This is a genomic window from Lacrimispora sp. (assembly GCF_047605665.1).
In the GTDB taxonomy this organism is placed as follows: domain Bacteria; phylum Bacillota; class Clostridia; order Lachnospirales; family Lachnospiraceae; genus Lacrimispora.
This window is the reverse complement of sequence record NZ_JASGFH010000032.1, coordinates 1-23,706: the sequence shown is the minus strand read 5'-3', so window position 1 is coordinate 23,706 and position 23,706 is coordinate 1. Positions and strand designations below refer to the sequence as shown.

Here is a 23,706-nt window from a genome sequence, read left to right as displayed (position 1 = left end):
AAACAGGCAGATATCCGATGCAAAGGATGTCTGCCTGTTTTTTTGTGTATAGAAAAACTTTTTTGAAAGAAATATCCTGCGGATTGCTTTACGCTTTGGAGGTCTTTCCCAGATAAGCTGCTTTTACAGATTCGTCTGCCAGCAGTTCCTTTCCGGACCCTGTTAAGGTAATCCGTCCCGTTTCCATTACATAGCCGATATCAGCGGTGTGAAGGGCCATATTTGCATTCTGCTCGATGAGAAGCACGGTCACGCCTCTCTTATTGATCTCCTTGATGATGGAGAAAATGTTTTTTACGATCAGAGGAGCCAGACCCAGAGACGGTTCATCCATCATCAGAATCTTTGGCTGGCTCATCAATGCTCTGGCAACGGCCAGCATCTGCTGCTCGCCGCCGGAAAGGGTTCCGGCAAGCTGCCAGCTTCTCTCTTTTAACCTGGGGAATAAATCGTAAACCCAGTCGATGTCAGCCTGAAGGTCGTCACTTCTCAAATAAGCGCCTATTTTGATGTTTTCAATGACGCTCATATCCGGGAACACCCGCCGTCCTTCGGGAACCAGGGCAATGCCCTTGGACACGATATCAGTGGTATCCATGCCGATCAGTTCCTGGCCGTCTAAGGTAATACTGCTTCCGGCAGCCGGTTTTACGAGACCTACGATGGAGCGGAGAGTGGTGCTCTTTCCGGCTCCGTTGGCTCCGATCAAGGTAACGATGCTCTTATCCGGAACTTCAAAGGAAATGCCCTTTACAGCCTCGATACCGCCGTAATTCACTCTCAAATTATCAATCTTCAGCATCGTCGCTCACCCCCAGATATGCTTCAATTACGCGTTCATTGTTCTGAATTTCCGCCGGTGTGCCCTGTGCGATCAGCTTGCCGAAATCCAGAACGTAGATGCGGTCTGAAATCTGCATGACCAGATCCATATGGTGCTCGATCATGAATACGGTAAGCTTGTAGGAATCGCGGATCTGCATGATGAAATCCGTCAGCTCCTGGGTCTCCTGGGGATTCATGCCTGCTGCCGGCTCGTCGAGGAGCAGGAGCTTTGGCTCTGTTGCCAGGGCTCTGGCGATCTCCAGACGCCTTTGCAGACCGTAGGGAAGGGAAGAGGCGATCTCATCCTTTAAGTGAAGCAGTCCCTGCTCCTCCAGCAGCTCAGCGGCCTCCTGGCGCATCCGCTTTTCCTCTTTGTAGTTTAAGCGGAGAGTAGCGGAGAACACATTCTGACTTGCTCTCATGTGTTTTGCAATGAGCACATTGTCAAATACGGTCAACTGACCGAAAAGGCGGATATTTTGAAATGTACGGGCAATGCCTCTTTTTGTAATGACATCCGGAGTGTTTTTCACCACCGGAATGGGGCTCGGTGTGACATCGCCTAAATAGGCTTTCTGCATTTTCCCCTGGGGAGTGTTGGAGAGAATGGTATCTCCCATAAAATCCACCTGCCCGAAGGTGGGCTCATAAATACCGGTAACACAGTTGAAGGCAGTTGTCTTTCCGGCTCCGTTGGGTCCGATGAGGGCCACGATCTCGCCCTGGTTCACATCAAGGGTCAAGCCGTTTACCGCCACAACTCCGCCGAACTGCATGGTTACATCCTGCATGTGGAGCACGTTTACAGCCGTTTTATCTGCTGATGACATTATGCATTTTCTCCCTTCTGTGTTTTATTTTTTTTCTTTCGTCCTGTCGTGACCCGGCGCAGCAATCGTCCTAAGCCATCCCAGGAAAATTCGTTGCTGCCCATGATTCCCCTGCGGTAGAAGAGCACGACTGCCATCAGTAACACGGAGAAGATGACCATACGAAATCCTGAACGGAATAAGGGAACTTCAAATCCGCCGATGATGAGTGGATTGTCAAAGAAGCGGAGCCACTCTCTTCCGGCCGTAACCAGGAAGGCGCCGACAATGCTTCCCGTAATGCTTCCGATTCCTCCCAGAACCACGATCAGCAGGATGTCATACGTTAAGTTGATGGAAAAGGTCTTGGAGTCGATGGAGCGCATGAACATGGCCAGAAGTCCTCCGCCAACGCCGGTGAAGAAAGAGGAGATGACAAAGGCCAGTTCCTTGTAGCGGAATAAGTTCAGTCCCATGGCCTGAGCCGCGATTTCATCTTCACGGAGGGCCTTAAAAGCTCTTCCGTAGGAAGAATTGACGATCAGCACCATCAGAAAGATACAGAGGGCGCAGAGGCCAAATGCCGCGTATAAGTTAGGGAAGCCCGGAATGTTCTTGACACCGTAGGAGCCGTTGGTAATTCTGTTTAACTGGGGAGCCGCAATGACCGCCCGGATGATCTCTGAAAAGCCCAGAGTGGCAATGGCCAGATAATCGCTCTTTAAGCGGAGCACCGGAATTCCGATTAAGGCGGCGGTTCCTGCAGAAAGGAGTCCTGCAATGATGAGGGCCAGCCAGAAAGGACAGTGCAGGTTTGCGATGACCGGGGAAATACCGTCCACATAGTAAACGCTGGCCCGGCTTTCAACGGGAATCGTAAGAATGGATACGGTATAAGCTCCGATTGCCATAAAGCCCGCCTGGCCCAGGGAGAACAGTCCTGTAAAACCGGTCAGCAAGTTCATGGAAACAGCGACCACCGCGTAAATGGCGCTTCGCTGCAAAATGGAAATCTGATAGCTGTAAGCCGCACTGTTTACCTGTAAAAATCCCAGGATGCCAATGATGATCAGCAGGGCGATCAGACTGTATAATTTGTTTTTGGAAACTGCTTTTTTCTTCATAGGGAGTACCTCACACTTTATCAGTTGTCTTCTCACCGAACAGTCCCGTAGGCTTGATCAGAAGAATGACGATTAGCAGAATAAAAGTAAACGCATCGCTGAAGGTGGAATATCCCATGGCAACCAGAGCGGTTTCCCCAAGGCCCAGGATAAAGCCGCCCAGCACAGCGCCGGGAATGCTGCCGATTCCGCCGAATACGGCTGCCACGAAGCACTTTAAGCCTGGCAGAGAGCCGGAGAAGGGGAATACGGTCATACGGTCCGTAAAGTAGAGCACTGAGCCGATGGCAGCCAGAAGGGAGCCTACGGCAAAGGTAAAGGTGATGACGCGGTTGATCTTAATTCCCATGAGAGAAGCAGTGTCATAGTCCTTGGAAACGGCCCGCATTGCCATACCGATCTTTGTCTTGTTGATCAGGATCATGAGCCCGTAAACGATGATAAGGGTCAGGACAGGAGTCAAAAAGGTGACAAAGGAGGCGGAAAGGCCGCCAAGCTGGTAGATTTTCTTTAAAAATGGAATTTCCGGATATCCCTTTGGAAGAGCTGTAAAGAGATAGGTAGCCAGGTTCTGTAACAGGTAAGAAACGCCGATTGCAGAAATCATGACAGACATTCTGGGAGCAGAGCGCAGAGGGCGGTAAGCGGCCCGTTCAATGGACACACCCAGTAAAACAGTGACTAACAGTGCGATGGGTACGGCGATAAACCATGGAAAAACTGCCATTGCAAAAATCATGAAATAACCGGCCATCATAAAGATATCGCCGTGGGCGAAGTTGATGAGCCGCAGGATGCCGTAAACCAGAGTATAACCGATGGCAATCAGGGCGTAGGCGCCGCCTAAGGAAATGCCGGTCAGACACTGCTGTAAAAAGGTTGTAAGACTCATGTGGCAAGATGCCTCCTATCTGTGGAATGTGAAATTGCAATTCAGCCGCGAAGAAACATTTATGTAATCTGTGCCAGACCCCAGGTCTTCATGCACAAATTACATAAATGCTTCTGTAGGCCAAAATACCCCCAAGGGGCGGTTAGCTTGGCTGAAATGGAACGAGTGGGGAAGGAAATTCGTCCCCACTCATTTATGATGCCCTTATTCTACGGAAGTAGTAGTCAGGAACTTGAACTGTCCGTTTTCAATGGTCTTAATAAATGCCATATCCTTCTTTGCATCTCCGACTTCATCAAAAGCGATGGTTCCGGTTACGCCGTCAATGGATACGCCCTTTAAAGCTTCCTGGATCTTAGCGCCGTCTGTGGAGCCTGCTGTTTCAATGGCCTTTAATGCACAGAGGTAAGCGTCATAACCAAGAGCGGATACTGCAGGAATGATCTCTTCCTGTTTGTTTTCCTTTAAATAGGTTTTAAAGCCGGAGATAAAGGAAGCTGCTTCGTCATTGGCCGGTTCTGCTTCATCAAAGAAGGTGGAGAGCACAACGCCCTCTGCGGAAGCGCCCGCATTTTCGATGATGGTGGAGTTTTCCCATGTATCGCCTGCAGCGATGGTAGCTGTAATTCCAAGCTCACGCGCCTGCTTGATAATAAGAGGAGCAGTGGTGATGGAAGAAGGAGCGAAGATTACGTCCGGTTCCTGAGCCTTGATGTTGGTTAAGATGGCCTTGAAGTCCGTCTGGTTGGTCTGGAACTGTTCCTCGCTTACGATGGTGCCGCCTAAACTCTGAAAAGAGGATTTAAAGAAGGAACCGAGGCCTGAGGAGTAGTCATCTCCAAGCTGGGTGATAACGGCTGCTTTCTTTGCACCTTCGTTGGTTGCGTAGTTTGCCATAACAGTGCCCTGGAATGGGTCAATGTAGCAAACGCGGAAATAGAAATCATTTCCCTGGGTTACCTGAGGATTGGTACAGGAAGCTCCGATTGCAGGAATCTTGGCATCTGCAAAAATCTGGCCTGCTGCAATGGAAACGCCTGAGCCGTAGCTTCCTATTACAGCGGAAACTTTTTCGCTCACGAGCTTCTGAGCTGCGTTGACAGCCTCAGTCTTATCGGATTTGTTGTCCACTTCCACTAATTCTACTTTGTACTCTTCTCCGCCGACTTTAACGGTGGGGTACATTTTGTTTGCATAACGGACGCCTAAAACTTCCTGGAAACCGCCGCCGCCGTTTTCTCCGGTGGTAGGCTCGAATACGCCGATTTTAACCACCTTGGCACCGCCTGAGGAAGAGCCGCCGCCGCAGCCTGCTAAAAGGCTGACGCTCATGCATGAAACGAGAGTGAGTGCAAGTAATTTTTTCAACTTCATATTTTCATATCCTCCTTTTTGTGTATTCCCTGTAAAAACAATTGTCTTTCATAAGGGTACACGTTGCCTTATATTATATCAGAAGATTCAAAAAGTGCAAGAAAAATTTTTGGAAGATCGTATAAAATCACGAAATAATGGGTGAGGACGGTTGGGCCTTGATTTAAACTCCGGGTGAGCCTGGGTGGCTACAAACCAGGGATGGGAGGGAAGCTCTGCCATTTCCACGATTCTTCCATCAGGGGAAATGCCTGAAAGCTTCATTCCGGCCTTTGTAAGAGCCTCCCTGTAATCGTTGTTCACCTCATAGCGGTGCCTGTGGCGCTCGTGGATCAGTTCTTCCCCGTATACCTCATAAGCGGTTGAGGATTTGTCAAGAACGCAGGGGTAGGAGCCGAGGCGCAGGGTGCCTCCAAGATTTTCCACACCGTTCTGGTCGGGCATTAAATGGATGACAGGATAGGGGGTATCCGGATCGAGCTCTGCCGTATGGGCTCCCGTAAGCCCTGCGGCGTGGCGGGCGAATTCCACAATTGCCATCTGCATGCCAAGACAGAGCCCCAGAAACGGAACCTTGTTTTCCCTTGCATAGCGGATTGCGGATATTTTCCCTTCGATTCCACGGCTTCCAAAACCTCCGGGAACCAGGATTCCATGCACATCCCCGAAGAAATCTCCCGCATTTTCATCGGTCACAAGCTCGGAGTCCACCCATTTGATATTGACCATGACCCGGTTGTAGGCGGCACTGTGCTTTAAGGCTTCCACTACAGAAATATATGCGTCATGAAGCTGGATATATTTCCCCACAAGGGCAACAGTCACTTCTTTTTCCGGATGTTTCCAGTTTTCGATCATGGCAGACCACTCAGAAAGGTCCGGCTCCGGACAGGGAAGGTGCAGGCTTTCACAGGCCACCTGGGCTAAATGCTCTTCCTCCATAGCGAGGGGGAGTTCATATAATACATCCACATCGAGATTTTGAAGTACATGGGTTTTTGGAACATTACAGAATTGTGCGATTTTGCTTCGGATGCCGTCATCAAGGGGCTGCTCGGAACGGCATACGATGATGTCTGGCTGGATTCCCATGCCCTGTAAATCCTTTACGCTGGCCTGGGTGGGTTTGGTTTTCAGTTCGCCTGAAACTTTTAGATATGGAACTAGGGTCACATGGATGAGAATGACATTCTCGTGGCCCGCTTCGTGTTGGAATTGCCGGATCGCCTCTAAGAAGGGCTGGCTTTCGATGTCGCCTACAGTGCCGCCAACTTCGATGATGGCGATTTCTGTTTCAGAGGAGTCAGTGCTCCTGTGAAAACGGCTTTTGATTTCGTCGGTAATATGAGGGATAACCTGTACGGTGCCTCCCCCGAAGTCTCCCCGCCGTTCCCTGGTCAGTACGGTCCAGTAGACCTTACCGGTGGTGACATTGGAATTCTGAGTCAGATTTTCGTCGATGAAGCGTTCATAATGTCCAAGGTCAAGATCTGTTTCCGCCCCGTCTTCCGTGACGAAAACCTCTCCATGCTGGACCGGGTTCATGGTGCCGGGGTCTATGTTGATGTAAGGGTCGAATTTCTGCATGGTGACTTTGTAGCCTCTGGCCTTTAGCAGGCGGCCGAGAGATGCTGCTGTGATGCCTTTGCCAAGCCCGGAAACAACTCCTCCGGTGACAAATACATATTTTACTGCCATAGTGGTGTGACCTCCTTTTGTAGTGGTGTGAATGCAGGGATATTTTTTAAAAAAAGAAATTATATATCCTTTTTGCAAAAAAATCCAGAGGGTTAAGAAAAAACTTAAGATTATAAAGTGAAAAAAGAGGAAAAACAGTTTCTGAAAAATAACGTTAAAAATATAACTATAAATAGGAAGTCCGATTACAAAATTTCTGGTAATAATTAAAATAGTATGGTCGAATGTTGTCATAATATACAAGGAAAAATATTTAAATCAGTAAAAGTTTACTGTTTACATGGAAAGATGAGATCGTTATAATTATAACAATCACTACAAAAACAAACATCAAAGGAGAACAGAACATGAGTACATTATTTGATTTAACCGGAAAAGTTGCAATCGTGACAGGTGCTTCCTCAGGACTGGGAAGGCAGTTTGCACTGGCTTTGGCAAAAGAAGGCGCAAAGGTCGCCATTGTGGCAAGGCGCGTGGAAAAGCTGGAGGATGTGAAAAAAGAAGTGGAAGCCCTTGGCGCAGAATGCTATGTTCATAAATGTGACGTCATGAAATCAGAAGAAATCAAAAAGACCGTGGACGATGTGAAGGAACACTTCGGCAGAATCGATATCCTGGTAAATAATGCCGGATTAGGCTGGGCCGATGCTGCAGAAAATACTTCCGATGAGCTTTGGACCACCATGATGGATACCAACGTCAACGGCGTATTTTATTTTGCAAGAGAAGCAGGGCGGATCATGAAGGAGCAGGAGTACGGAAAGATCATCAACATCGGTTCCATTCATTCCACAGTTGCCATGCCGGGTCTTCCCTTATCCGCTTACGCCACCACAAAGGGTGCCCTGCTCATGATGACAAAGGCTCTTGCCAATGAATGGGCAAAATACAACATTACGGTAAATGCCATCGGACCGGCTTACTTCCCCAGCGAGATGACAGACGATCTCTTAGAAAGCGGAGCCATCAGCCATGTGATTGAAAACACATGCCCCATGAAAAGGCCGGGCCGGGACGGAGAGTTAGACGGAGCGTTGATTTACTTCGCTTCCGACGCTTCTTCCTATACGACAGGCCAGCTGCTTCAAGTCGATGGAGGCTGGACGACTGTTTAATAAAAAATGTGAAATAAACGATGATTATCCTGGGTTTTCCAGCCCAGGATAATCATTTTTCGCTTTAAAAATCCTGTCTGGTGTTTATAAGGATTTAATAATTCTTTTCTTGATTTATGGGGAGACTGACTCTATAATGGTAGAGATACGTAAATGGGTATAACATATCCGGATTGGAGAATTCACACAGATGGATAACAAGAATCAAAATAATAATAAGATGCCGAAAAATGCTCAGGCAATTGCTGCATGGGTTGCCGCATTTCTTATTGTAGCCATGGTGCTGTCCTATCTTCACGATTTGGTGAGCACAAGGCAGAATGAGGAAGTGAGCTATGACACTTTTATGAATATGGCAGATCAGGGACTGGTGGAGTCAGTGGAAGTGGGAGATTCAAAGATCACCATTAAGCCAAAGACCACCTGGGAGGAATATAAACCCAGAGTCACCTATTACACCGTAAGGATGGAAAATGATTTAGATCTGGCAGAGCGTTTAAGGTCGGCTGAGGTGAAGACAGTCCGTGTCCGCCGGGAGAGCAATTTCCTGATTCAGACGGCAATCAGCTATGTGTTTTTATTTGTAGCCATGGGATTCCTCTTAAACTTCATCATGCGCCGCATGGGCGGAGGCGGAGGCTTCATGGGCGTGGGCAAGAGCAATGCCAAGGTCTATGTGCAAAAGGAAACAGGAGTCGCATTTAAGGACGTGGCCGGAGAGGATGAGGCCAAGGAATCCTTAACGGAAATCGTGGATTTCCTTCACAATCCGGGAAAATACACGAAGATCGGCGCAAAGCTTCCAAAGGGAGCCCTCCTTGTAGGACCTCCCGGAACAGGAAAGACCCTTCTTGCCAAAGCCGTAGCCGGTGAAGCACACGTGCCGTTTTATTCCCTGTCCGGTTCTGACTTTGTGGAAATGTTCGTGGGCGTGGGAGCTTCCCGTGTCCGTGATTTATTTAAGCAGGCCCAGGAATCCGCACCCTGTATCATCTTTATCGACGAGGTGGATGCCATCGGAAAAAGCCGTGATTCCAGATTCGGCGGAGGAAATGACGAGAGGGAGCAGACCTTAAACCAGCTTCTTTCTGAAATGGATGGATTTGACTCCTCCAAAGGCCTTTTAGTTCTGGCAGCTACAAACCGTCCGGAAATCCTGGACCCGGCTCTTCTTCGTCCCGGCCGTTTCGACCGGAGAATTATTGTGGATAAGCCGGATTTAAAGGGACGTGTGGACATTTTAAAGGTTCATGCAAAAGATGTGCTTTTAGATGAAACCGTTGATTTAGATGCCATCGCCCTTGCCACATCGGGAGCCGTTGGTTCTGATCTGGCTAATATGATTAACGAAGCAGCCATTCTGGCTGTCAAGCATGGCCGTCAGGCAGTATCCCAGAAGGATTTGTTTGAGGCTGTGGAAGTGGTCTTAGTGGGCAAGGAGAAAAAGGACCGGGTTCTCAATAAAGAAGAACGCCGCATCGTTTCCTATCACGAGGTGGGCCATGCCTTAGTCAGCGCCCTTCAAAAGGACTCCGAGCCGGTGCAGAAGATCACCATTGTGCCAAGAACCATGGGAGCCTTGGGTTATGTCATGCACGTGCCTGAGGAAGAAAAATTCTTAAACTCCAAAAAAGAACTTCATGCCATGCTGGTAGGCTACTTAGCCGGACGCGCGGCAGAAGAAATCGTATTTGACAGCGTCACGACCGGCGCTTCCAATGATATAGAGCAGGCTACCAAGGTCGCCCGCGCCATGATCACCCAGTACGGCATGTCGGAAAAATTCGGCCTCATGGGTCTGGCTACCAGAGAAGACCAGTATTTAAGCGGAAGAGCTGTTATGAACTGCGGAGAAGCCACGGCTGCCCAGGTGGATGAAGAAGTGATGAGAATGCTGAAGGAGGCTTACGAAGAAGCCAAGAGCCTGCTCATCGAAAACCGCGATGTCATGGATAAGATCGCAGAATTCCTCATCGAGAGAGAAACCATTACAGGCAAGGAATTCATGAAAATTTTCCGGGAGGCAAAGGGAATTCCGGAGCCTGAGGAAAAGGGGAAGGACTCCGAGACTGAGGGAAAAGCAAAGGATGACGGCCTGTCTGACTGGACCGTAGAGGAAAAGGCAGAACAGACAGAACAGACTTTGGAGGAACCGTCACTGGAGACGGAAACTGGAGAGAATTAAAGGGATTTATAACCGCCGCTGCATGGTGATTCATGCGGCGGCTTTCTTTCCGAAATCCATCTGATTTCCCGAAGGCGCAAAAAAACAGGAGATAAGGGCGAACCAATGATACTGATGAATGAAATACCGGACCGTTTCTGGGGACTGTTCCGTTCCATTAACCGGTCCACTTACATAGAAGCTCTGTTAAAAATCAATGAAGAGTATGAATACAGCAATTACTTTTTAAGCCGGGAAGTCTGTCTTCAGGTTCTGGAAGAGTACTTCATCCAGAAACAACTGGTCATCTGGCAGGATGAGCTTGAGGATGAGGCGGACGCTCTTCTTCCCACAGCAGCCAGAGTCTTAAACTGGCTTTTAAGGGCAGGCTGGCTCAGAAAGGTGGATGATTATGCCTCCATGACGGTCAATATCGTAATCCCTGATTACGCCGCTGTTTTGATTGAGGCATTTTTCAAGCTCACCAGTGACGAAGAGGATGAGACCCAGATTTACATTCAAAACGTCTACGCCATCCTGTTTTCCTTAAAACACGACCCAAGGGCAAGCGTGAGCCTGTTAAACACGGCTTGTGTCAATACGAAACGGCTCAATAAGACTTTACAGGACATGCTTCACAACATGGACAAATTCTTTGCCAGCCTTTTGTCGAAGAAGGCGTACGGAGAGCTGTTAAAAGACCATTTAGAGGGATATGTGGAGGAAATCGTAAAAAAGAAATACCACATTTTAAAGACCTCCGACAACTTTTATCTCTATAAAAACGACATCAAGCGGTGGATCGGCGCCATGAGAGAAGACGGAGAGTGGATGGAACAGATGAGCCGCCGCAGCAGCCAGAAGGTGACGGCAGCGGATATCGGGGAAAAGCTGGATCAGATTGAACGGGGCTTTGACGATATGGAACACCGGATTGCCAATATGGACAAAGAACATTCCCGGTATATCCGGGCTACGGTTACAAGGCTTAATTACCTGTTAAATCAGGAGGACAACATGAAGGGTCTGGTCATCAGGCTGTTAAATCATCTGTCTGACACAGAGGATCAGGAGACGGCCATAAAGGAAACGGGAAACCGTATGAATTTATCCCAGATATCCCTTCTTTCTGAAAACTCTCTCTATAAGAGGAGAAAACCGAGGGCAGGCTTTAAGGAAAACTTAATGGCAGAAGAAGAGACTCCGGAACTGACCATGGAAGAGGTGCTGAATTTAAACCGGTTAAAGAGCCGTTACAGCCGAAAGGAAATCGAAGACTTCATTGAGGCCCGCCTGGAGCATGGCCGCATGGAGGTGAAGGAGGAGACAGTCCGTTCTCCTGAGGAGTTTGAAAAGCTGATTCTGGCTTACGATTACTCCACCAGGAGAAAGAGCCTGTATCAGGTGGAAGATCAGGAGACAGAGCAGATTGACAACGGCAGATACCGCTATCCCAAACTGGTATTTGCGAGGAGGAAGGAATCATGACCTATGAAGAACGTGCCGGTTTGACGGACCGGATTCCATATTTTGACGCTTTGGAGGAAGGGGAAAAAGAAGAGGTAAGGGAAAGCTTAAAGCTGCTGTTTCGCCAGACCTTTGTGCTGGAGTACAAATACGATAAACGCTCCAAGCGGTTTACCTATAACCAGGAATTTAAAATCTGCAATAAGCATCTGGAGTTTATCAGAGCCTATTTGTCTGTTGCCGGCGTGTCGGTTTTAGAAAACAGCCAGTTAGGGCTGATTTATATTCAGGGGGAAGACACGGTAGGAGAGAAACTGCCAAAGCTGGCGACCCTTTACCTTCTGGTCTTAAAGCTGATTTACGATGAGCAGATGGCAGCCGTGTCTTCCAGCGTCAACGTTTATACCACTTTGAGCGAAATCCATGAAAAGCTGGGAAGCTACCGCCTGTTTCAGAAACAGCCAAGCGCTACCGAAATCCGCAGGGCCCTGGCCCTGTTAAAAAAATATCAGGTTCTGGAGCCTCTCGACATCTTAGAGGACTTGGACCCGGAAAGCCGCATGATCATTTATCCCTGCATCAATGTAGTGCTGTTGGGGGATGACGTGCGGGCTTTGCTGGAATCATTTGGAGAAGGAGACAACAGCGATGACGAACCAGAACTTTGAGGCCCTGTCCCGGATACTTTTAAATAACTGGCATTATATCAACCGGAAGACTTTGTCCTTTAACCAGGAAATCAACTTCTTTACAGGCCATTCCGGCAGCGGAAAGTCCACGGTCATTGATGCCATGCAGATTCTCCTTTACGCCAATACCGATGGCCGGGGATTTTTTAATAAGGCGGCAGCCGATGATTCGGACCGGAACCTCATTGAATATCTGCGGGGAATGGTAAACATCGGGGAGAACAATGAGTTCGCGTATTTGAGGAATCAGAACTTTTCCGCTACCATTGTGCTGGAGCTGAAGCGGACGGTTACAGGAGAGTTCCAGTGCATCGGAATCGCCTTTGATGTGGAAACAGCCACCAACGAGATATCCAGAAAATTCTTCTGGCATAAAGGCCCCTTGTGGGAAAACGGCTACCGGACCGGTTCCAGGGCCATGACCATTGAAGAGGTGTCGGCTTATTTGCAGACCGTGTATGAGAAAGACGATTATTTCACCACTTCCCACAATGAGCGGTTTCGCAGACAGTTGTACGATGTATACTTAGGCGGCCTGGATTCAGAGAAATTTCCCCTTCTCTTTAAGCGGGCCATTCCCTTTCGCATGAACATCAGGCTGGAGGACTTTGTAAAGGAATACATCTGCATGGAGCAGGACATTCACATCGAAGACATGCAGGAAAGCGTCATGCAGTACGGGCGGATGCGAAAGAAGATCGAAGACACAGGCATAGAAATCGGTTACTTAAAAGGAATCCGGGAGAAGTTCTTGTCTGTTCAGGAAAAGCAGGAAGAAATACGAAGGAATACATACTTTTTCGGCAAAATGGAAGTTCTGGACTATCAGGCCAGGATTCAGGCCCTGGCAGATAAAGCCGGCCTTGCCAGAGAGGATTTAATCCGTCTGGAAAAGCAAAAGACAGGGCTGGAAGGCCAGATCGAAGATTTGACCGTACAGGGCAATGAACTGCTTTCCCGGATTTCCTCCACAGGCTATGAGGATTTGAAAAACCAGGTGGATTCTGCAAGGGAGCTGTCTGTCCATCTGGGTAAAAGCTGCGCCAGATGGGATCAGACGGCAGAGGGCTTAAAGGCGTGGATCGATGAGGAGACAACCTCCAACCAGACCATCTGGGACATAGAGGAATTTGAAAAAAATACCATTGATGAGGACAAGTTAAACCGCCTGAAAAAATCCATCGCTGAAATGGTGAAAGAAACGGAAGAAACTCGGAAAGAGGCGGAAGGCGTTCTCCGGGATATCAAAAAAAAGGAGCGCCAGACCGGCGAAGAACTGACTCAGTTAAAAGCCGGAAACAAAGCCTATCCCAAATACATAGAACGGGCCAGGTCCTTCATCCAGCAGCGGCTTTTGGAGGAAACCGGCAAAGCGGTGGAGGTCCACGTCCTCGCAGACCTTCTCGATATCAGGGATGAAACCTGGAGAAATGCGGTAGAGGGTTATCTGGGAAACAACAAGCTGTCCCTGATCGTGGCCCCTGCTTATGCCCAGGCAGCCATGGATATCTATGGTGAGCTGGATAAAACGGAATATTTTAACACGGCTGTTCTGGACACGGAAAAGGTGGGACAGAATTCCTATGAAGTGGTGAAAAACAGCCTTGCCGGGGAAGTGAAGGTGAGAGAGTCATACTTACAGCCTTATATAGACCTGCTTTTAGGAAAGGTGGTCAAATGCAGCAGCTTAGAAGAACTGCGTTCATGCCGTATCGGTGTGACATCGGACTGCATGCTGTACCACACCTTCCGCTTACAGCATATGAACCCTGACAATTATACCAGATTTGCCTATATCGGAAAGGACAGCGTCAGAAGAAGAATCCGTCTTCTGGAAAAGAATCTGGCCTCTCTGGAAGAGGAGAAAAAGCCCCAGGAGCAGGTTTTAAAGGAATGCCAGCGGATTTTATCTTTAGAATCATTGAGTGAAGAGACCGGGATTTACGTAGAGTGGCAGCAGGATATGGCAGCCCTTAAGGAAAAGGAAAAAGAAATCCGCCGCCTGGAACAGAAGCTGGAAAAGCTGAAAGCCCAGGATGTGGAAGGCTGGGTCAGGGAAAGAGAAGCCATATTAACGCTCTGCGAAGGAAAGAGGGAAGAGCAGAGAGCCGTAGATAAGCTGATTTACGGCGTTAACGGCAGGATTGAAGGATTCCATAAAGATTCTCTGCGGCTTCAGGAAGAGCTGGTTTTAAAGGAACGGGAATTTGAGTTTCATGAAGATCTGGAGCAGCAGGTAAGTGAATTTCTGGAGGGCAGGGAAAACAGCCGGTATGACCAGCTTAAAAATGAATTTTTCGGACAGTGCCAAAAAGCGGAAGAGGCCTGTGACCAGGCTTACCAGATTCTCGTTGCCGCCAGAGGCGACTATGCCAGAAAGTACCCGAACAGGAACTTTTCTCTGACAGCCAGGGATAACGGGGAGTATGATCGCCTTCTTGAACTCATGGAGTGCGGCAGCCTGGAAGAATATAAGAAGATGGCTTCCGAGCAGGCCAAGTCTGCTGTCCTTCATTTTAAGGATGATTTCATGTTCAAAATCCGAAGCGCCATAAGAGACGCCCTTTTGAGAAAGGATGAGCTGAATAAGATCATCAGCAGGCTGGACTTTGGAAAGGATAAATACCAGTTTGTCATTGGAAAGAACAAGGGGCCTGACGGAAGGTATTACGACATGTTCATGGATGATTCCCTGGAGGTAAACCCCGCCTATTTAAGCGATGCCCTGGATAACCAGATGAACTTGTTCACCATGGAGCACGAAAACCAGTATGGGGAAATGATCAACGAGCTGATCAACATTTTCATCCCCCCGGACAATGCCACGCCGGAGCAGATGGAGGAAGCCAAAAGGAACATGGATAAGTATGCGGATTACCGGACCTATTTATCCTTTGACATGCAGCAGATCATCCAAAACGATGACGAGGTCATTAAAATCCGCTTAAGCAGGATGATCAAGAAAAACTCCGGAGGAGAGGGGCAGAACCCCCTTTATGTGGCCCTGCTGGCCAGCTTTGCCCAGGCTTACCGCATCAGCTTATCCCCTAAAATACAGAGAAATCCTACGCTGCGTCTGGTGGTTCTTGACGAGGCATTTTCCAAGATGGACGGGGAAAAGGTGGCAAGCTGTATCGAACTGATCCGTGGACTGGGCTTTCAGGCCATTATCAGCGCCACCAATGACAAGATTCAAAACTACGTGGAAAATGTGGACAAGACCTTTGTCTTTGCCAATCCCAATAAAAAATCCATATCCATTCAGGAGTTTGAACGGGACAGTTTTCCGGAGCTGATGAGGGAGTTAGATGAGATTGAACTGGAAGAATAAAGGAATGGACGAACCGGAGGTTTTCCCTTATAATAGAACAAGCAGAATTAAAAGGACCGTGAACAGGGAGGTAATACCATGTTAAAATGTGAAAGAACCAGCGTCATGAACATAGAAAATGCCATCCGGGGTGCGAGAAATCCCATGAATAGCTGGAACAAGATGGACAGCAGCTACGATGAAGAAGGGGATTACATCTTAGGTCCCAATGATCTGGGCCTTGCGAAACGGCTCAGAAAGGCGGGAAGCGACCACCGCAAATACATCCGCCAGATTTTCGTGTCCGTGGACATTACGGCCCCCCTTTACTGGTGGAAGGAGTACGACACCTACAAAGTGGGCACCACCGCAAACTCCACCAGCACCATGCATAAGATTCACAGCAAACCCTTTGAACTGGAGGATTTCAGCCACGACCACATGACGGAAGAGACTCTGTCATTTATGAAAACCGTTGTTTCAGAGCTTGAGAAAATCCGCCTCCGTTACCTGGAGACAAAGGATAAAAAAGAGTGGTATGATTTGATCCAGCTTCTTCCCTCCAGCTATAACCAGATGAGGACATGCACCTTAAACTACGAAAATGTGATCAACATGTATTTTGCAAGGCGCAGCCATAAGCTGGCGGAATGGCACACCTTCTGTCAATGGGTGGAAACACTTCCCTATGCAAAAGAGCTGATTCTTGGGGAGGAAGAGTGATGAATATCATTGTTGCTGTGGATAAAAACTGGTCCATCGGCAAACAGGGCCAGCTTCTGGTCTCCATTCCGGAGGATAAAAAGCTGTTTCGGGAGGAAACCCTTGGAAAGGTGATCGTCATGGGACGAAAGACTTTGGAGAGCCTTCCCGGAAAACAGCCTCTGTACGGAAGAACCAACATTGTGCTGACCAGAAATCCCGATTATAAGGTGAAGGGTGCTCTGATCTGCCACAGCGTTTCGGAGGTTTTAAAGGAGCTTCAAAAGTACAGGAGTGAAGACTGCTTCATTATAGGAGGACAAAGCCTTTACGAAGCATTTCTGCCCTGCTGCGATACAGCCCATGTGACCTATATTGATTATACTTACAGCGCCGACACCTATTTTCCCAATTTAGATCAGGACCCTTCCTGGGAAATGGCGGCAGAGAGCGACGAACAGACGTATTTTGATCTGTGCTACACCTTCCGTATGTACCGGAGGAAGGAAGAGCTGTAAATTTAAGAATATTTTGCAATAAATATTGTCAGTTACCATGAAAAATGGTAAGATGATAAGAGTGCTATTTTGCCCGATTGCCCCATAAGGCTGTCGGGAAATGTAAACAGATATATTCATGAAGATATTAGGAGGATAAAGATGTATAAGATTTTAAAAGCAGAACTGTTAGCTGACAAGATCTATCTGATGGATGTGGAAGCGCCTCGGATTGCCAAGTCCTGCCAGCCTGGCGAATTTATCATTGTTAAAATGGATGAGAGAGGAGAGAGAATTCCCCTGACCATCTGTGACTATGACCGTCAGAAGGGAAGCATCACCATCGTATTCCAGACAGTGGGCTCCAGTACGGAGAAAATGGCATCATTGACAACAGGTGACGGCTTTGCAGATGTGGTTGGCCCTCTGGGCAATGCATCTGAATTCATTCATGAAGACATAGAGGAATTAAAGAAAAAGAAATTTTTATTCGTTGCCGGAGGCGTGGGAACAGCTCCTGTTTATCCTCAGGTAAAATGGATGAAAGAACACGGCATTGATGTCGATGTAATCGTAGGCTCCAAAACCAAGGATTTACTGATCCTGGAGGATGCCATGAGAGCGCAGGCCGGAAATTTATATGTGACCACTGATGACGGTTCCTATGAAAGAAAGGGAATGGTTACAGAGGTGATCAAGGACCTGGTTCAGAATCAGGGCAAAAAGTACGATGTGTGCGTAGCCATCGGACCCATGATCATGATGAAATTTGTCTGTCTTTTAACAAAGGAATTGAACCTTCCTACCATTGTCAGCTTAAACCCGGTTATGGTAGACGGAACAGGCATGTGCGGTGCCTGTCGTGTTACCGTTGGCGGAGAAGTGAAGTTTGCCTGTGTAGACGGACCTGAGTTTGACGGCCACCTGGTTAATTTTGACGAAGCGATGAAGCGCCAGATGATGTATAAATCAGAAGAAGGACGTAAGGTCTTAAAAGTGATTGAAGGCGACACACATCATGGCGGATGCGGACAGTGCGGAGGTGACGAGTAATGGATGTTTTAAAGAAAGTTCCCGTAAAGGAGCAGGACCCAAAGGTGAGAGCAACAAACTTCGAAGAGGTTTGTCTTGGATATAGTGAAGAAGAAGCGATGGAAGAGGGAACCCGCTGCATTCAGTGTAAAAACCCGAAATGCGTGGTAGGCTGCCCCGTATCCATCAACATCCCCGGTTTTATCAAACAGGTTGTAGAAGGAAATCACGAAGAGGCTGCAAAGATCATTGCGGAGTCCTCAGCCCTTCCGGCTGTCTGCGGACGTGTGTGTCCTCAGGAGAGCCAGTGTGAAGGCGTGTGCATCAGAGGAATCAAAGGCGAGCCTGTTTCCATCGGAAAGCTGGAGCGTTTTGTAGCAGACTGGTCCAGAGAGCACGGCTTTGTGCCTGCTGCTCCGGAAAAGACCAACGGCAAGAAGGTTGCAGTGATCGGTTCCGGTCCTGCAGGTTTGACATGTGCCGGAGACTTGGCTAAGATGGGCTATGAAGTCACCATATTTGAAGCCCTTCACGAGCCCGGCGGTGTATTGACCTATGGAATTCCGGAATTCCGTCTTCCAAAGGAAACTGTGGTTAAGACAGAAATCGACAACGTAAGAAAGCTTGGCGTTAAGATTGAGACAAACGTTATTATAGGCAAATCCGTGACCATTGACGAGCTTTTCGAAGAAGAAGGCTTTCTGGCCGTATTCATCGGCTCAGGAGCAGGTCTTCCCATGTTCATGGGAATCCCAGGCGAAAACGCCAACGGCGTATTCTCTGCCAACGAATATTTAACCAGAAGCAACTTGATGAAGGCATTCCGTTCCGATTACGATACACCGATCGCAGCAGGAAATAAGGTTGCTGTCGTAGGCGGCGGAAACGTTGCCATGGATGCGGCCAGAACCGCTCTCCGTCTTGGAGCAACTGTTCATGTCGTATACAGAAGAAGTGAGGCAGAGCTTCCTGCCAGAGTGGAAGAAGTTCACCACGCAAAGGAAGAGGGAATCATCTTCAATCTGCTGACCAACCCGGTGGAGATTCTCACCGATGAAAAGGGCTGGGTAAACGGAATGAAGTGCGTGAAGATGGAGCTTGGAGAGCCGGATGCTTCCGGAAGAAGAAGACCTGTTGAGGTAGAGGACTCTGAGTTTGTCATTGACGTGGATACCGTTATCATGTCTCTTGGAACCTCCCCCAACCCGCTGATTTCCAACACCACCAAAGGTCTGGATATCAACAAGCGCAGATGTATCATTGCTGATGAGTCCAATGGACAGACAAGCCGTGAAGGCGTATTTGCCGGAGGCGATGCTGTGACTGGAGCTGCAACGGTTATTCTGGCTATGGAAGCCGGACGTGCAGGCGCAAGAGGAATTCACGAATACCTTTCAAAGAAATAATTTGTTTTCATAATGATATAAAGACAGGGCTGCCGGTCATCCGGCGGCCTTTTTAAACGGAGTATTTACGTATGAGCAGAAATGTTGATTTATTAAAAGGGCGTATTTTTACCTCTCTGACCAGTCTGGCCTTTCCCATTATGGTAACGGCCATGATCCAGATGGCCTACAACTTAACGGATATGGCCTGGATTGGATTAGTCGGCTCTCAGGCAGTGACGGCGGTTGGGGCAGGCGGCATGTACGTCTGGTTCTCCCAGGGAGTCGTCGCCCTGGCAAAGATGGGCGGGCAGGTGAAAGTAGCCCACGCTTTGGGAAGTCAGAAGACAGATGAGGCGGCGGAATACGCCTCTGCCTCCATTCAGATGGGGATTTTATTTGCACTGATTTACGGAGCAATTACTGTGCTGGGAGCTAAGCCCCTCATTGGATTTTTCGGATTGAGTGATGAGGCCACGGTCCGGGATGGGGAAATTTATCTGATCGTCACCTGCGGCCTGAGTATTTTCCCCTTTTTAAATTCCGTCATCACCGGAATCATGACGGCCATGGGAGACAGCAAAACTCCCCTGCTGGCTAATTTAACAGGGCTGGTTTTGAATATCGTTTTAGACCCTCTTCTGATCTTCGGTTTTGGTCCTGTAAAGGGGACGGGAGTGCTGGGAGCAGCGGCTGCCACGGTCATGGCCCAGGCTGTTGTAACGGTGGTGTTCTTTTTATCCATGAAAAAAGACAGGCTGCTCTTTCATAAGGTAAAAATATTCCACCGGGTTTCTCCGGAGCACACGAAAGCCATCATCCGAATCGGGTTTCCCGCTTCCGTACAGAACATGATCTATACCAGCATTTCCATGGTTCTGACCCGATTTGTGGCCGGATTCGGAGATACAGCCGTGGCAGTGCAGAGGGTGGGAAGCCAGATTGAATCCATTTCCTGGATGGCTGCCGAAGGATTTGGGGCTGCCATTAACTCCTTTATCGGCCAGAATTTCGGGGCAGGGCAGTATGAACGGGTGAAGAAGGGATATTTTACCGCTTCAGGCGTCATGCTCTTATGGGGACTGATCTGTACAGCCCTGCTGGTGATATTTCCAGGGCCCATATTCGGCCTTTTCATCCATGAGGCCGATGTGATTGGCCTGGGAATTGATTACCTGGTGATCCTGGGCTTTTGCCAGATGTTTATGTGTGTGGAGCTGACCACTGTAGGAGCCCTTTCCGGTCTGGGAAGAACGCTGCTCTGTTCGGTTATCAGCATCATATTCACTTCTGCCAGAATTCCCCTTGCCGTGGTATTGAGCAATACAAGCCTTGGACTCGATGGAATCTGGTGGGCTTTTACCATTTCCAGCATCATGAAAGGGATTTTATTTTTCCTCTGTTTTCTCTGGGTGGCAAAGGGCCTTTCTAAAAAAAATCTAAAATTTATAAATAAGACTTGAATTTTACCTCTGTTTTAAGTAACATATAAGGTAGAAAATACTCTAAAAGGAACAGACGATGAAACGAAAAGTACAGATAATCTATGAAAAAAATGCTGCGGCCTTAAAAAGGCTGGTGTGCGGTCTGCTTATAGGTGCCATGGTCTGCGGCCAATCCGTACCTGCCTGGGCGACGGCAAAAGCGGAAAAAGAGAAACAGGAAGCGCAGAAAAAACTGAATGAGGCCAACCAAAAGGCCAAAGCAGCAGAAAGCGGAAAGAGCGCTGCCCAGAATCAGGTGTCCAAGCTGTCTTCCGATTTGACCGCTCTGTTATCAGATATGAAAGTTCTGGAGGCCGATATGGCCAGCAAGGAAGCGGATATCAAGCAGGCTGAAATTGATTATGAGGCCGCTAAGAAAGAAGAAGAAAAGCAGTATTCTTCCATGAAAAAGAGAATCCAGTACATGTACGAAAAGGGAGATACGGAATATCTGGATATTTTCCTTCACGTAAAGGACATGTCTGATCTTTTAAACAAAGCCGAGTATGTGGAAGGAATCTATTCCTACGACCGGAAGATGCTGATCGCGTTTCAGGAGACAAAGCAGAAGGTGGCTGCCTACAAGTCTGATTTGGAAGAGGACAAGGCTGAGATGGAAGTCATGGAGCTGGAGTATAAAGACCAGCAGGGAAAGCTTGAAAACCTGATCGCCACAAAGAAAAAGGAAGTCGCCAATTTCGACAGCCAGCTTGCAAAGGCCAAGCAGGATGCAACCGTTTATGCTCAGACAGTGGCAAAAAAGAACGAAGAAATCCGCAAGTCCAAGGAAGAGGAAGCCAGAAGAAAGGCTGCTGAAGAGGCGCGGAAAAAAGCCGAGGAAGAGGCCAGAAAGAAAGCGTCTTCTCCTTCCAAACGGTCTACTTCTGCCAATAATACATACACCGGGCCCACTGCCGCAAAGAGCACCGGAGGATCGGCAACAGGCAGGGCAATTGCAGACTACGGACTTCAGTTCGTGGGAAATCCCTACGTATTCGGCGGGACAAGCCTGACCAAAGGAGCGGACTGCTCCGGATTCATCCAGTCAGTTTACCGGAACTTTGGCTATTCCATACCCAGAAACTCTACAGAACAGCGTTCCGCAGGCCGGGAGGTTTCTTATTCCGAGGCAGAGCCGGGAGACATCATCTGCTATGCAGGCCACGTGGGAATCTATATCGGCAACGGCCAGATCGTCCACGCCAGCACTCCGGCAACGGGAATCAAGGTGGGAACGGCCACGTACCGCACCATCCTTTCAGTCAGAAGAATTGTATAAAATGTGTTAAAATACAGAAAGCAGGTGATTTCCTGCTTTCTTTTTTGATTTGAGGGCAGCCGGGAGGGGAGAAAAAAGACTTGCGGAATCTGGTATAATATGAGAAAATATGAAAAGGTATGATGTGATATATTTAACAAAATACTTTTCACAATTATTACTTATTTGAAAGGAGTTTTAACATGATTTATTCACAGGAAGTAGAAGAGATGTGCGTAGTGGCACAGGGCGTTCATCACGGCGCAGCTCCAATCCCGGAAGAAGCAAAATGGGTAAAATCAAGAGAAGTTAAAGATATCTCCGGTTTAACACACGGTGTTGGCTGGTGTGCTCCCCAGCAGGGCGCATGTAAGCTGACCCTGAACGTAAAAGAAGGAATTATTCAGGAGGCGCTGGTAGAGACAATCGGATGTTCAGGTATGACTCATTCTGCTGCTATGGCATCAGAGATTCTCCCAGGCCTGACTGTTTTAGAGGCGCTTAATACAGACCTTGTATGCGACGCCATCAATACGGCTATGAGAGAATTATTTTTACAGATCGCATACGGCAGAACCCAGAGTGCATTTTCTGAAGACGGACTTCCTGTCGGTGCGGGACTGGAAGACTTGGGAAAAGGACTTCGTTCACAGGTTGGTACCATGTATGGAACCTTAAAGAAAGGTCCTCGTTACTTAGAGATGGCTGAAGGTTATGTAACCGGAATCGCATTGGATGAAGAAGGCCAGATCATCGGCTATCAGTTCGTAAGCCTTGGCAAGATGACTGACTTCATTAAGAAGGGCGATGACCCGAATACAGCTTGGGAAAAGGCGAAAGGGCAGTACGGCCGCGTTGCGGAAGCTGCTAAGATCATTGACCCAAGACATGAATAATCGGGTGAGAAGTGTTTGCTCAAATCCGGTTCTCAAAGTGAAGACATTTGGCCAATAATAAGGAGGACAAGATAATGGCATTATTTGAATCATATGAGAGAAGAATTGACAAAATCAATTCTGTATTAAATAGCTATGGAATTGCTTCTATCGAAGAAGCTGAAAAGATTACAAAAGATGCAGGTCTGGATGTGTACGAGCAGGTTAAGAAAATCCAGCCTATCTGCTTTGAAAATGCTTGCTGGGCTTACATTGTAGGTGCTGCTATTGCGATCAAAAAAGATTGCAGAAAAGCGGCAGATGCAGCGGCAGCCATCGGCGAGGGCCTTCAGGCTTTCTGTATTCCAGGTTCTGTTGCTGACCAGCGTAAGGTAGGTCTGGGACATGGAAATCTTGGAAAGATGCTTCTGGAGGAAGGTACTGAGTGCTTCTGCTTTTTGGCAGGACATGAGTCCTTTGCAGCGGCAGAGGGCGCAATCGGTATTGCTGAGAAGGCAAACAAGGTTCGCCAGAAACCTTTAAGAGTTATCTTAAACGGTTTAGGAAAGGATGCAGCGCAGATCATTTCCAGAATCAACGGCTTTACATATGTGGAAACAGAGATGGATTATTATACAGGCGAAGTAAAAGAGCTTTTTAGAAAATCCTACTCACAGGGCTTAAGAGCAAAGGTTAACTGCTACGGCGCAAATGACGTAACAGAAGGCGTTGCGATTATGGCTAAGGAAGGCGTTGACGTTTCCATCACAGGAAACTCCACCAACCCAACCAGATTCCAGCATCCGGTAGCTGGAACGTATAAGAAAGAATGCATGGAAAACGGAAAGAAGTATTTTTCCGTGGCTTCCGGCGGCGGTACAGGACGTACCCTTCACCCGGACAACATGGCAGCAGGCCCGGCTTCCTACGGTATGACAGATACCATGGGACGTATGCACTCTGATGCCCAGTTTGCAGGCTCTTCTTCTGTTCCGGCTCACGTGGA

19 protein-coding genes are annotated in these 23,706 nt (G+C 48.2%); 13 read left to right on the top strand and 6 right to left on the bottom strand.

Going from position 1 to position 23,706, the window contains the following annotated elements:
* Positions 1-88: 88 nt before the first annotated feature.
* From QM657_RS19060 to QM657_RS19035, 6 genes are all read right to left on the bottom strand, one after another.
* Positions 89-802, bottom strand: coding sequence for an ABC transporter ATP-binding protein (locus tag QM657_RS19060; protein WP_415068288.1), 714 nt, complete (start codon positions 800-802; stop codon positions 89-91).
* Positions 789-1,655: an ABC transporter ATP-binding protein gene (locus QM657_RS19055; protein WP_415068287.1), complete on the bottom strand. Its 867-nt coding sequence runs from the start codon at positions 1,653-1,655 to the stop codon at positions 789-791. The genes QM657_RS19060 and QM657_RS19055 overlap by 14 nt, the downstream gene beginning before the upstream one ends.
* Positions 1,655-2,758, bottom strand: coding sequence for a branched-chain amino acid ABC transporter permease (locus QM657_RS19050; protein WP_415068286.1), 1,104 nt, complete (start codon positions 2,756-2,758; stop codon positions 1,655-1,657). Before QM657_RS19050 ends, QM657_RS19055 begins: the two co-directional genes overlap by 1 nt.
* Before the next feature lie 10 nt (positions 2,759-2,768).
* Positions 2,769-3,650, bottom strand: a complete 882-nt coding sequence (locus tag QM657_RS19045) for a branched-chain amino acid ABC transporter permease (protein WP_415068285.1) — start codon at positions 3,648-3,650, stop codon at positions 2,769-2,771.
* Between the two features lie 204 nt (positions 3,651-3,854).
* Positions 3,855-5,024 (bottom strand): ABC transporter substrate-binding protein, encoded by a 1,170-nt coding sequence (locus QM657_RS19040; protein ID WP_415068284.1) that lies wholly within the window; start codon positions 5,022-5,024, stop codon positions 3,855-3,857.
* Between the two features lie 87 nt (positions 5,025-5,111).
* On the bottom strand, positions 5,112-6,722 hold the full coding sequence (locus QM657_RS19035) for a CTP synthase (protein WP_415068283.1): 1,611 nt from the start codon (positions 6,720-6,722) through the stop codon (positions 5,112-5,114).
* Positions 6,723-7,069: 347 nt separating this feature from the next.
* Between QM657_RS19035 and QM657_RS19030 the strand changes: the two genes are divergently transcribed.
* From QM657_RS19030 to QM657_RS18970, 13 genes are all read left to right on the top strand, one after another.
* Positions 7,070-7,837, top strand: a complete 768-nt coding sequence (locus QM657_RS19030) for an SDR family oxidoreductase (RefSeq protein ID WP_415068282.1) — start codon at positions 7,070-7,072, stop codon at positions 7,835-7,837.
* Between the two features lie 190 nt (positions 7,838-8,027).
* On the top strand, positions 8,028-10,022 hold the full coding sequence (gene ftsH, locus QM657_RS19025) for an ATP-dependent zinc metalloprotease FtsH (RefSeq protein ID WP_415068281.1): 1,995 nt from the start codon (positions 8,028-8,030) through the stop codon (positions 10,020-10,022).
* Positions 10,023-10,127: 105 nt separating this feature from the next.
* A complete protein-coding gene (locus tag QM657_RS19020) occupies positions 10,128-11,489 on the top strand; it encodes a Wadjet anti-phage system protein JetA family protein (RefSeq protein WP_415068280.1) in 1,362 nt (453 codons plus the stop codon).
* Positions 11,486-12,136, top strand: a complete 651-nt coding sequence (locus QM657_RS19015; protein WP_415068279.1) for a DUF4194 domain-containing protein — start codon at positions 11,486-11,488, stop codon at positions 12,134-12,136. The genes QM657_RS19020 and QM657_RS19015 overlap by 4 nt, the downstream gene beginning before the upstream one ends.
* Positions 12,117-15,488: an ATP-binding protein gene (locus QM657_RS19010; protein WP_415068278.1), complete on the top strand. Its 3,372-nt coding sequence runs from the start codon at positions 12,117-12,119 to the stop codon at positions 15,486-15,488. The genes QM657_RS19015 and QM657_RS19010 overlap by 20 nt, the downstream gene beginning before the upstream one ends.
* 78 nt (positions 15,489-15,566) lie before the next feature.
* On the top strand, positions 15,567-16,190 hold the full coding sequence (locus tag QM657_RS19005; protein WP_415068277.1) for a hypothetical protein: 624 nt from the start codon (positions 15,567-15,569) through the stop codon (positions 16,188-16,190).
* Complete coding sequence (locus tag QM657_RS19000) at positions 16,190-16,687, top strand: dihydrofolate reductase (RefSeq protein ID WP_415068276.1); 498 nt, start codon at positions 16,190-16,192, stop codon at positions 16,685-16,687. The genes QM657_RS19005 and QM657_RS19000 overlap by 1 nt, the downstream gene beginning before the upstream one ends.
* Before the next feature lie 141 nt (positions 16,688-16,828).
* The gene (locus QM657_RS18995) at positions 16,829-17,719 is read left to right on the top strand and encodes a sulfide/dihydroorotate dehydrogenase-like FAD/NAD-binding protein (RefSeq protein WP_415068275.1); all 891 of its coding nucleotides are present in this window, start codon (positions 16,829-16,831) and stop codon (positions 17,717-17,719) included.
* Positions 17,719-19,104 carry an NADPH-dependent glutamate synthase gene (gene gltA, locus QM657_RS18990; RefSeq protein WP_415068274.1) on the top strand — a complete coding sequence of 462 codons (1,386 nt, stop codon included), beginning with the start codon at positions 17,719-17,721 and terminating at the stop codon, positions 19,102-19,104. Before QM657_RS18995 ends, gltA begins: the two co-directional genes overlap by 1 nt.
* A gap of 71 nt (positions 19,105-19,175) precedes the next feature.
* The gene (locus QM657_RS18985; RefSeq protein WP_415068273.1) at positions 19,176-20,546 is read left to right on the top strand and encodes an MATE family efflux transporter; all 1,371 of its coding nucleotides are present in this window, start codon (positions 19,176-19,178) and stop codon (positions 20,544-20,546) included.
* A 58-nt stretch (positions 20,547-20,604) separates the two neighbouring features.
* Complete coding sequence (locus QM657_RS18980) at positions 20,605-21,846, top strand: NlpC/P60 family protein (RefSeq protein WP_415068272.1); 1,242 nt, start codon at positions 20,605-20,607, stop codon at positions 21,844-21,846.
* Between the two features lie 182 nt (positions 21,847-22,028).
* Entirely contained in the window at positions 22,029-22,721 is a 693-nt protein-coding gene (locus QM657_RS18975) for an iron-sulfur cluster assembly scaffold protein (RefSeq protein ID WP_158374936.1), read from the top strand.
* 74 nt (positions 22,722-22,795) lie between these two features.
* Positions 22,796-23,706 (top strand): GGGtGRT protein (locus tag QM657_RS18970; protein ID WP_415068271.1); only part of this gene is annotated, 911 nt, incomplete at its 3' end.

Coding starts and splice junctions, on each gene's coding strand:
- QM657_RS19060 (WP_415068288.1), bottom strand. CDS start 802: ATGCTGAAGATTGATAATTTGAGAGTGAATTACGGCGGTATCGAGGCT.
- QM657_RS19055 (WP_415068287.1), bottom strand. CDS start 1,655: ATGTCATCAGCAGATAAAACGGCTGTAAACGTGCTCCACATGCAGGAT.
- QM657_RS19050 (WP_415068286.1), bottom strand. CDS start 2,758: ATGAAGAAAAAAGCAGTTTCCAAAAACAAATTATACAGTCTGATCGCC.
- QM657_RS19045 (WP_415068285.1), bottom strand. CDS start 3,650: ATGAGTCTTACAACCTTTTTACAGCAGTGTCTGACCGGCATTTCCTTA.
- QM657_RS19040 (WP_415068284.1), bottom strand. CDS start 5,024: ATGAAGTTGAAAAAATTACTTGCACTCACTCTCGTTTCATGCATGAGC.
- QM657_RS19035 (WP_415068283.1), bottom strand. CDS start 6,722: ATGGCAGTAAAATATGTATTTGTCACCGGAGGAGTTGTTTCCGGGCTT.
- QM657_RS19030 (WP_415068282.1), top strand. CDS start 7,070: ATGAGTACATTATTTGATTTAACCGGAAAAGTTGCAATCGTGACAGGT.
- ftsH (WP_415068281.1), top strand. CDS start 8,028: ATGGATAACAAGAATCAAAATAATAATAAGATGCCGAAAAATGCTCAG.
- QM657_RS19020 (WP_415068280.1), top strand. CDS start 10,128: ATGATACTGATGAATGAAATACCGGACCGTTTCTGGGGACTGTTCCGT.
- QM657_RS19015 (WP_415068279.1), top strand. CDS start 11,486: ATGACCTATGAAGAACGTGCCGGTTTGACGGACCGGATTCCATATTTT.
- QM657_RS19010 (WP_415068278.1), top strand. CDS start 12,117: ATGACGAACCAGAACTTTGAGGCCCTGTCCCGGATACTTTTAAATAAC.
- QM657_RS19005 (WP_415068277.1), top strand. CDS start 15,567: ATGTTAAAATGTGAAAGAACCAGCGTCATGAACATAGAAAATGCCATC.
- QM657_RS19000 (WP_415068276.1), top strand. CDS start 16,190: ATGAATATCATTGTTGCTGTGGATAAAAACTGGTCCATCGGCAAACAG.
- QM657_RS18995 (WP_415068275.1), top strand. CDS start 16,829: ATGTATAAGATTTTAAAAGCAGAACTGTTAGCTGACAAGATCTATCTG.
- gltA (WP_415068274.1), top strand. CDS start 17,719: ATGGATGTTTTAAAGAAAGTTCCCGTAAAGGAGCAGGACCCAAAGGTG.
- QM657_RS18985 (WP_415068273.1), top strand. CDS start 19,176: ATGAGCAGAAATGTTGATTTATTAAAAGGGCGTATTTTTACCTCTCTG.
- QM657_RS18980 (WP_415068272.1), top strand. CDS start 20,605: ATGAAACGAAAAGTACAGATAATCTATGAAAAAAATGCTGCGGCCTTA.
- QM657_RS18975 (WP_158374936.1), top strand. CDS start 22,029: ATGATTTATTCACAGGAAGTAGAAGAGATGTGCGTAGTGGCACAGGGC.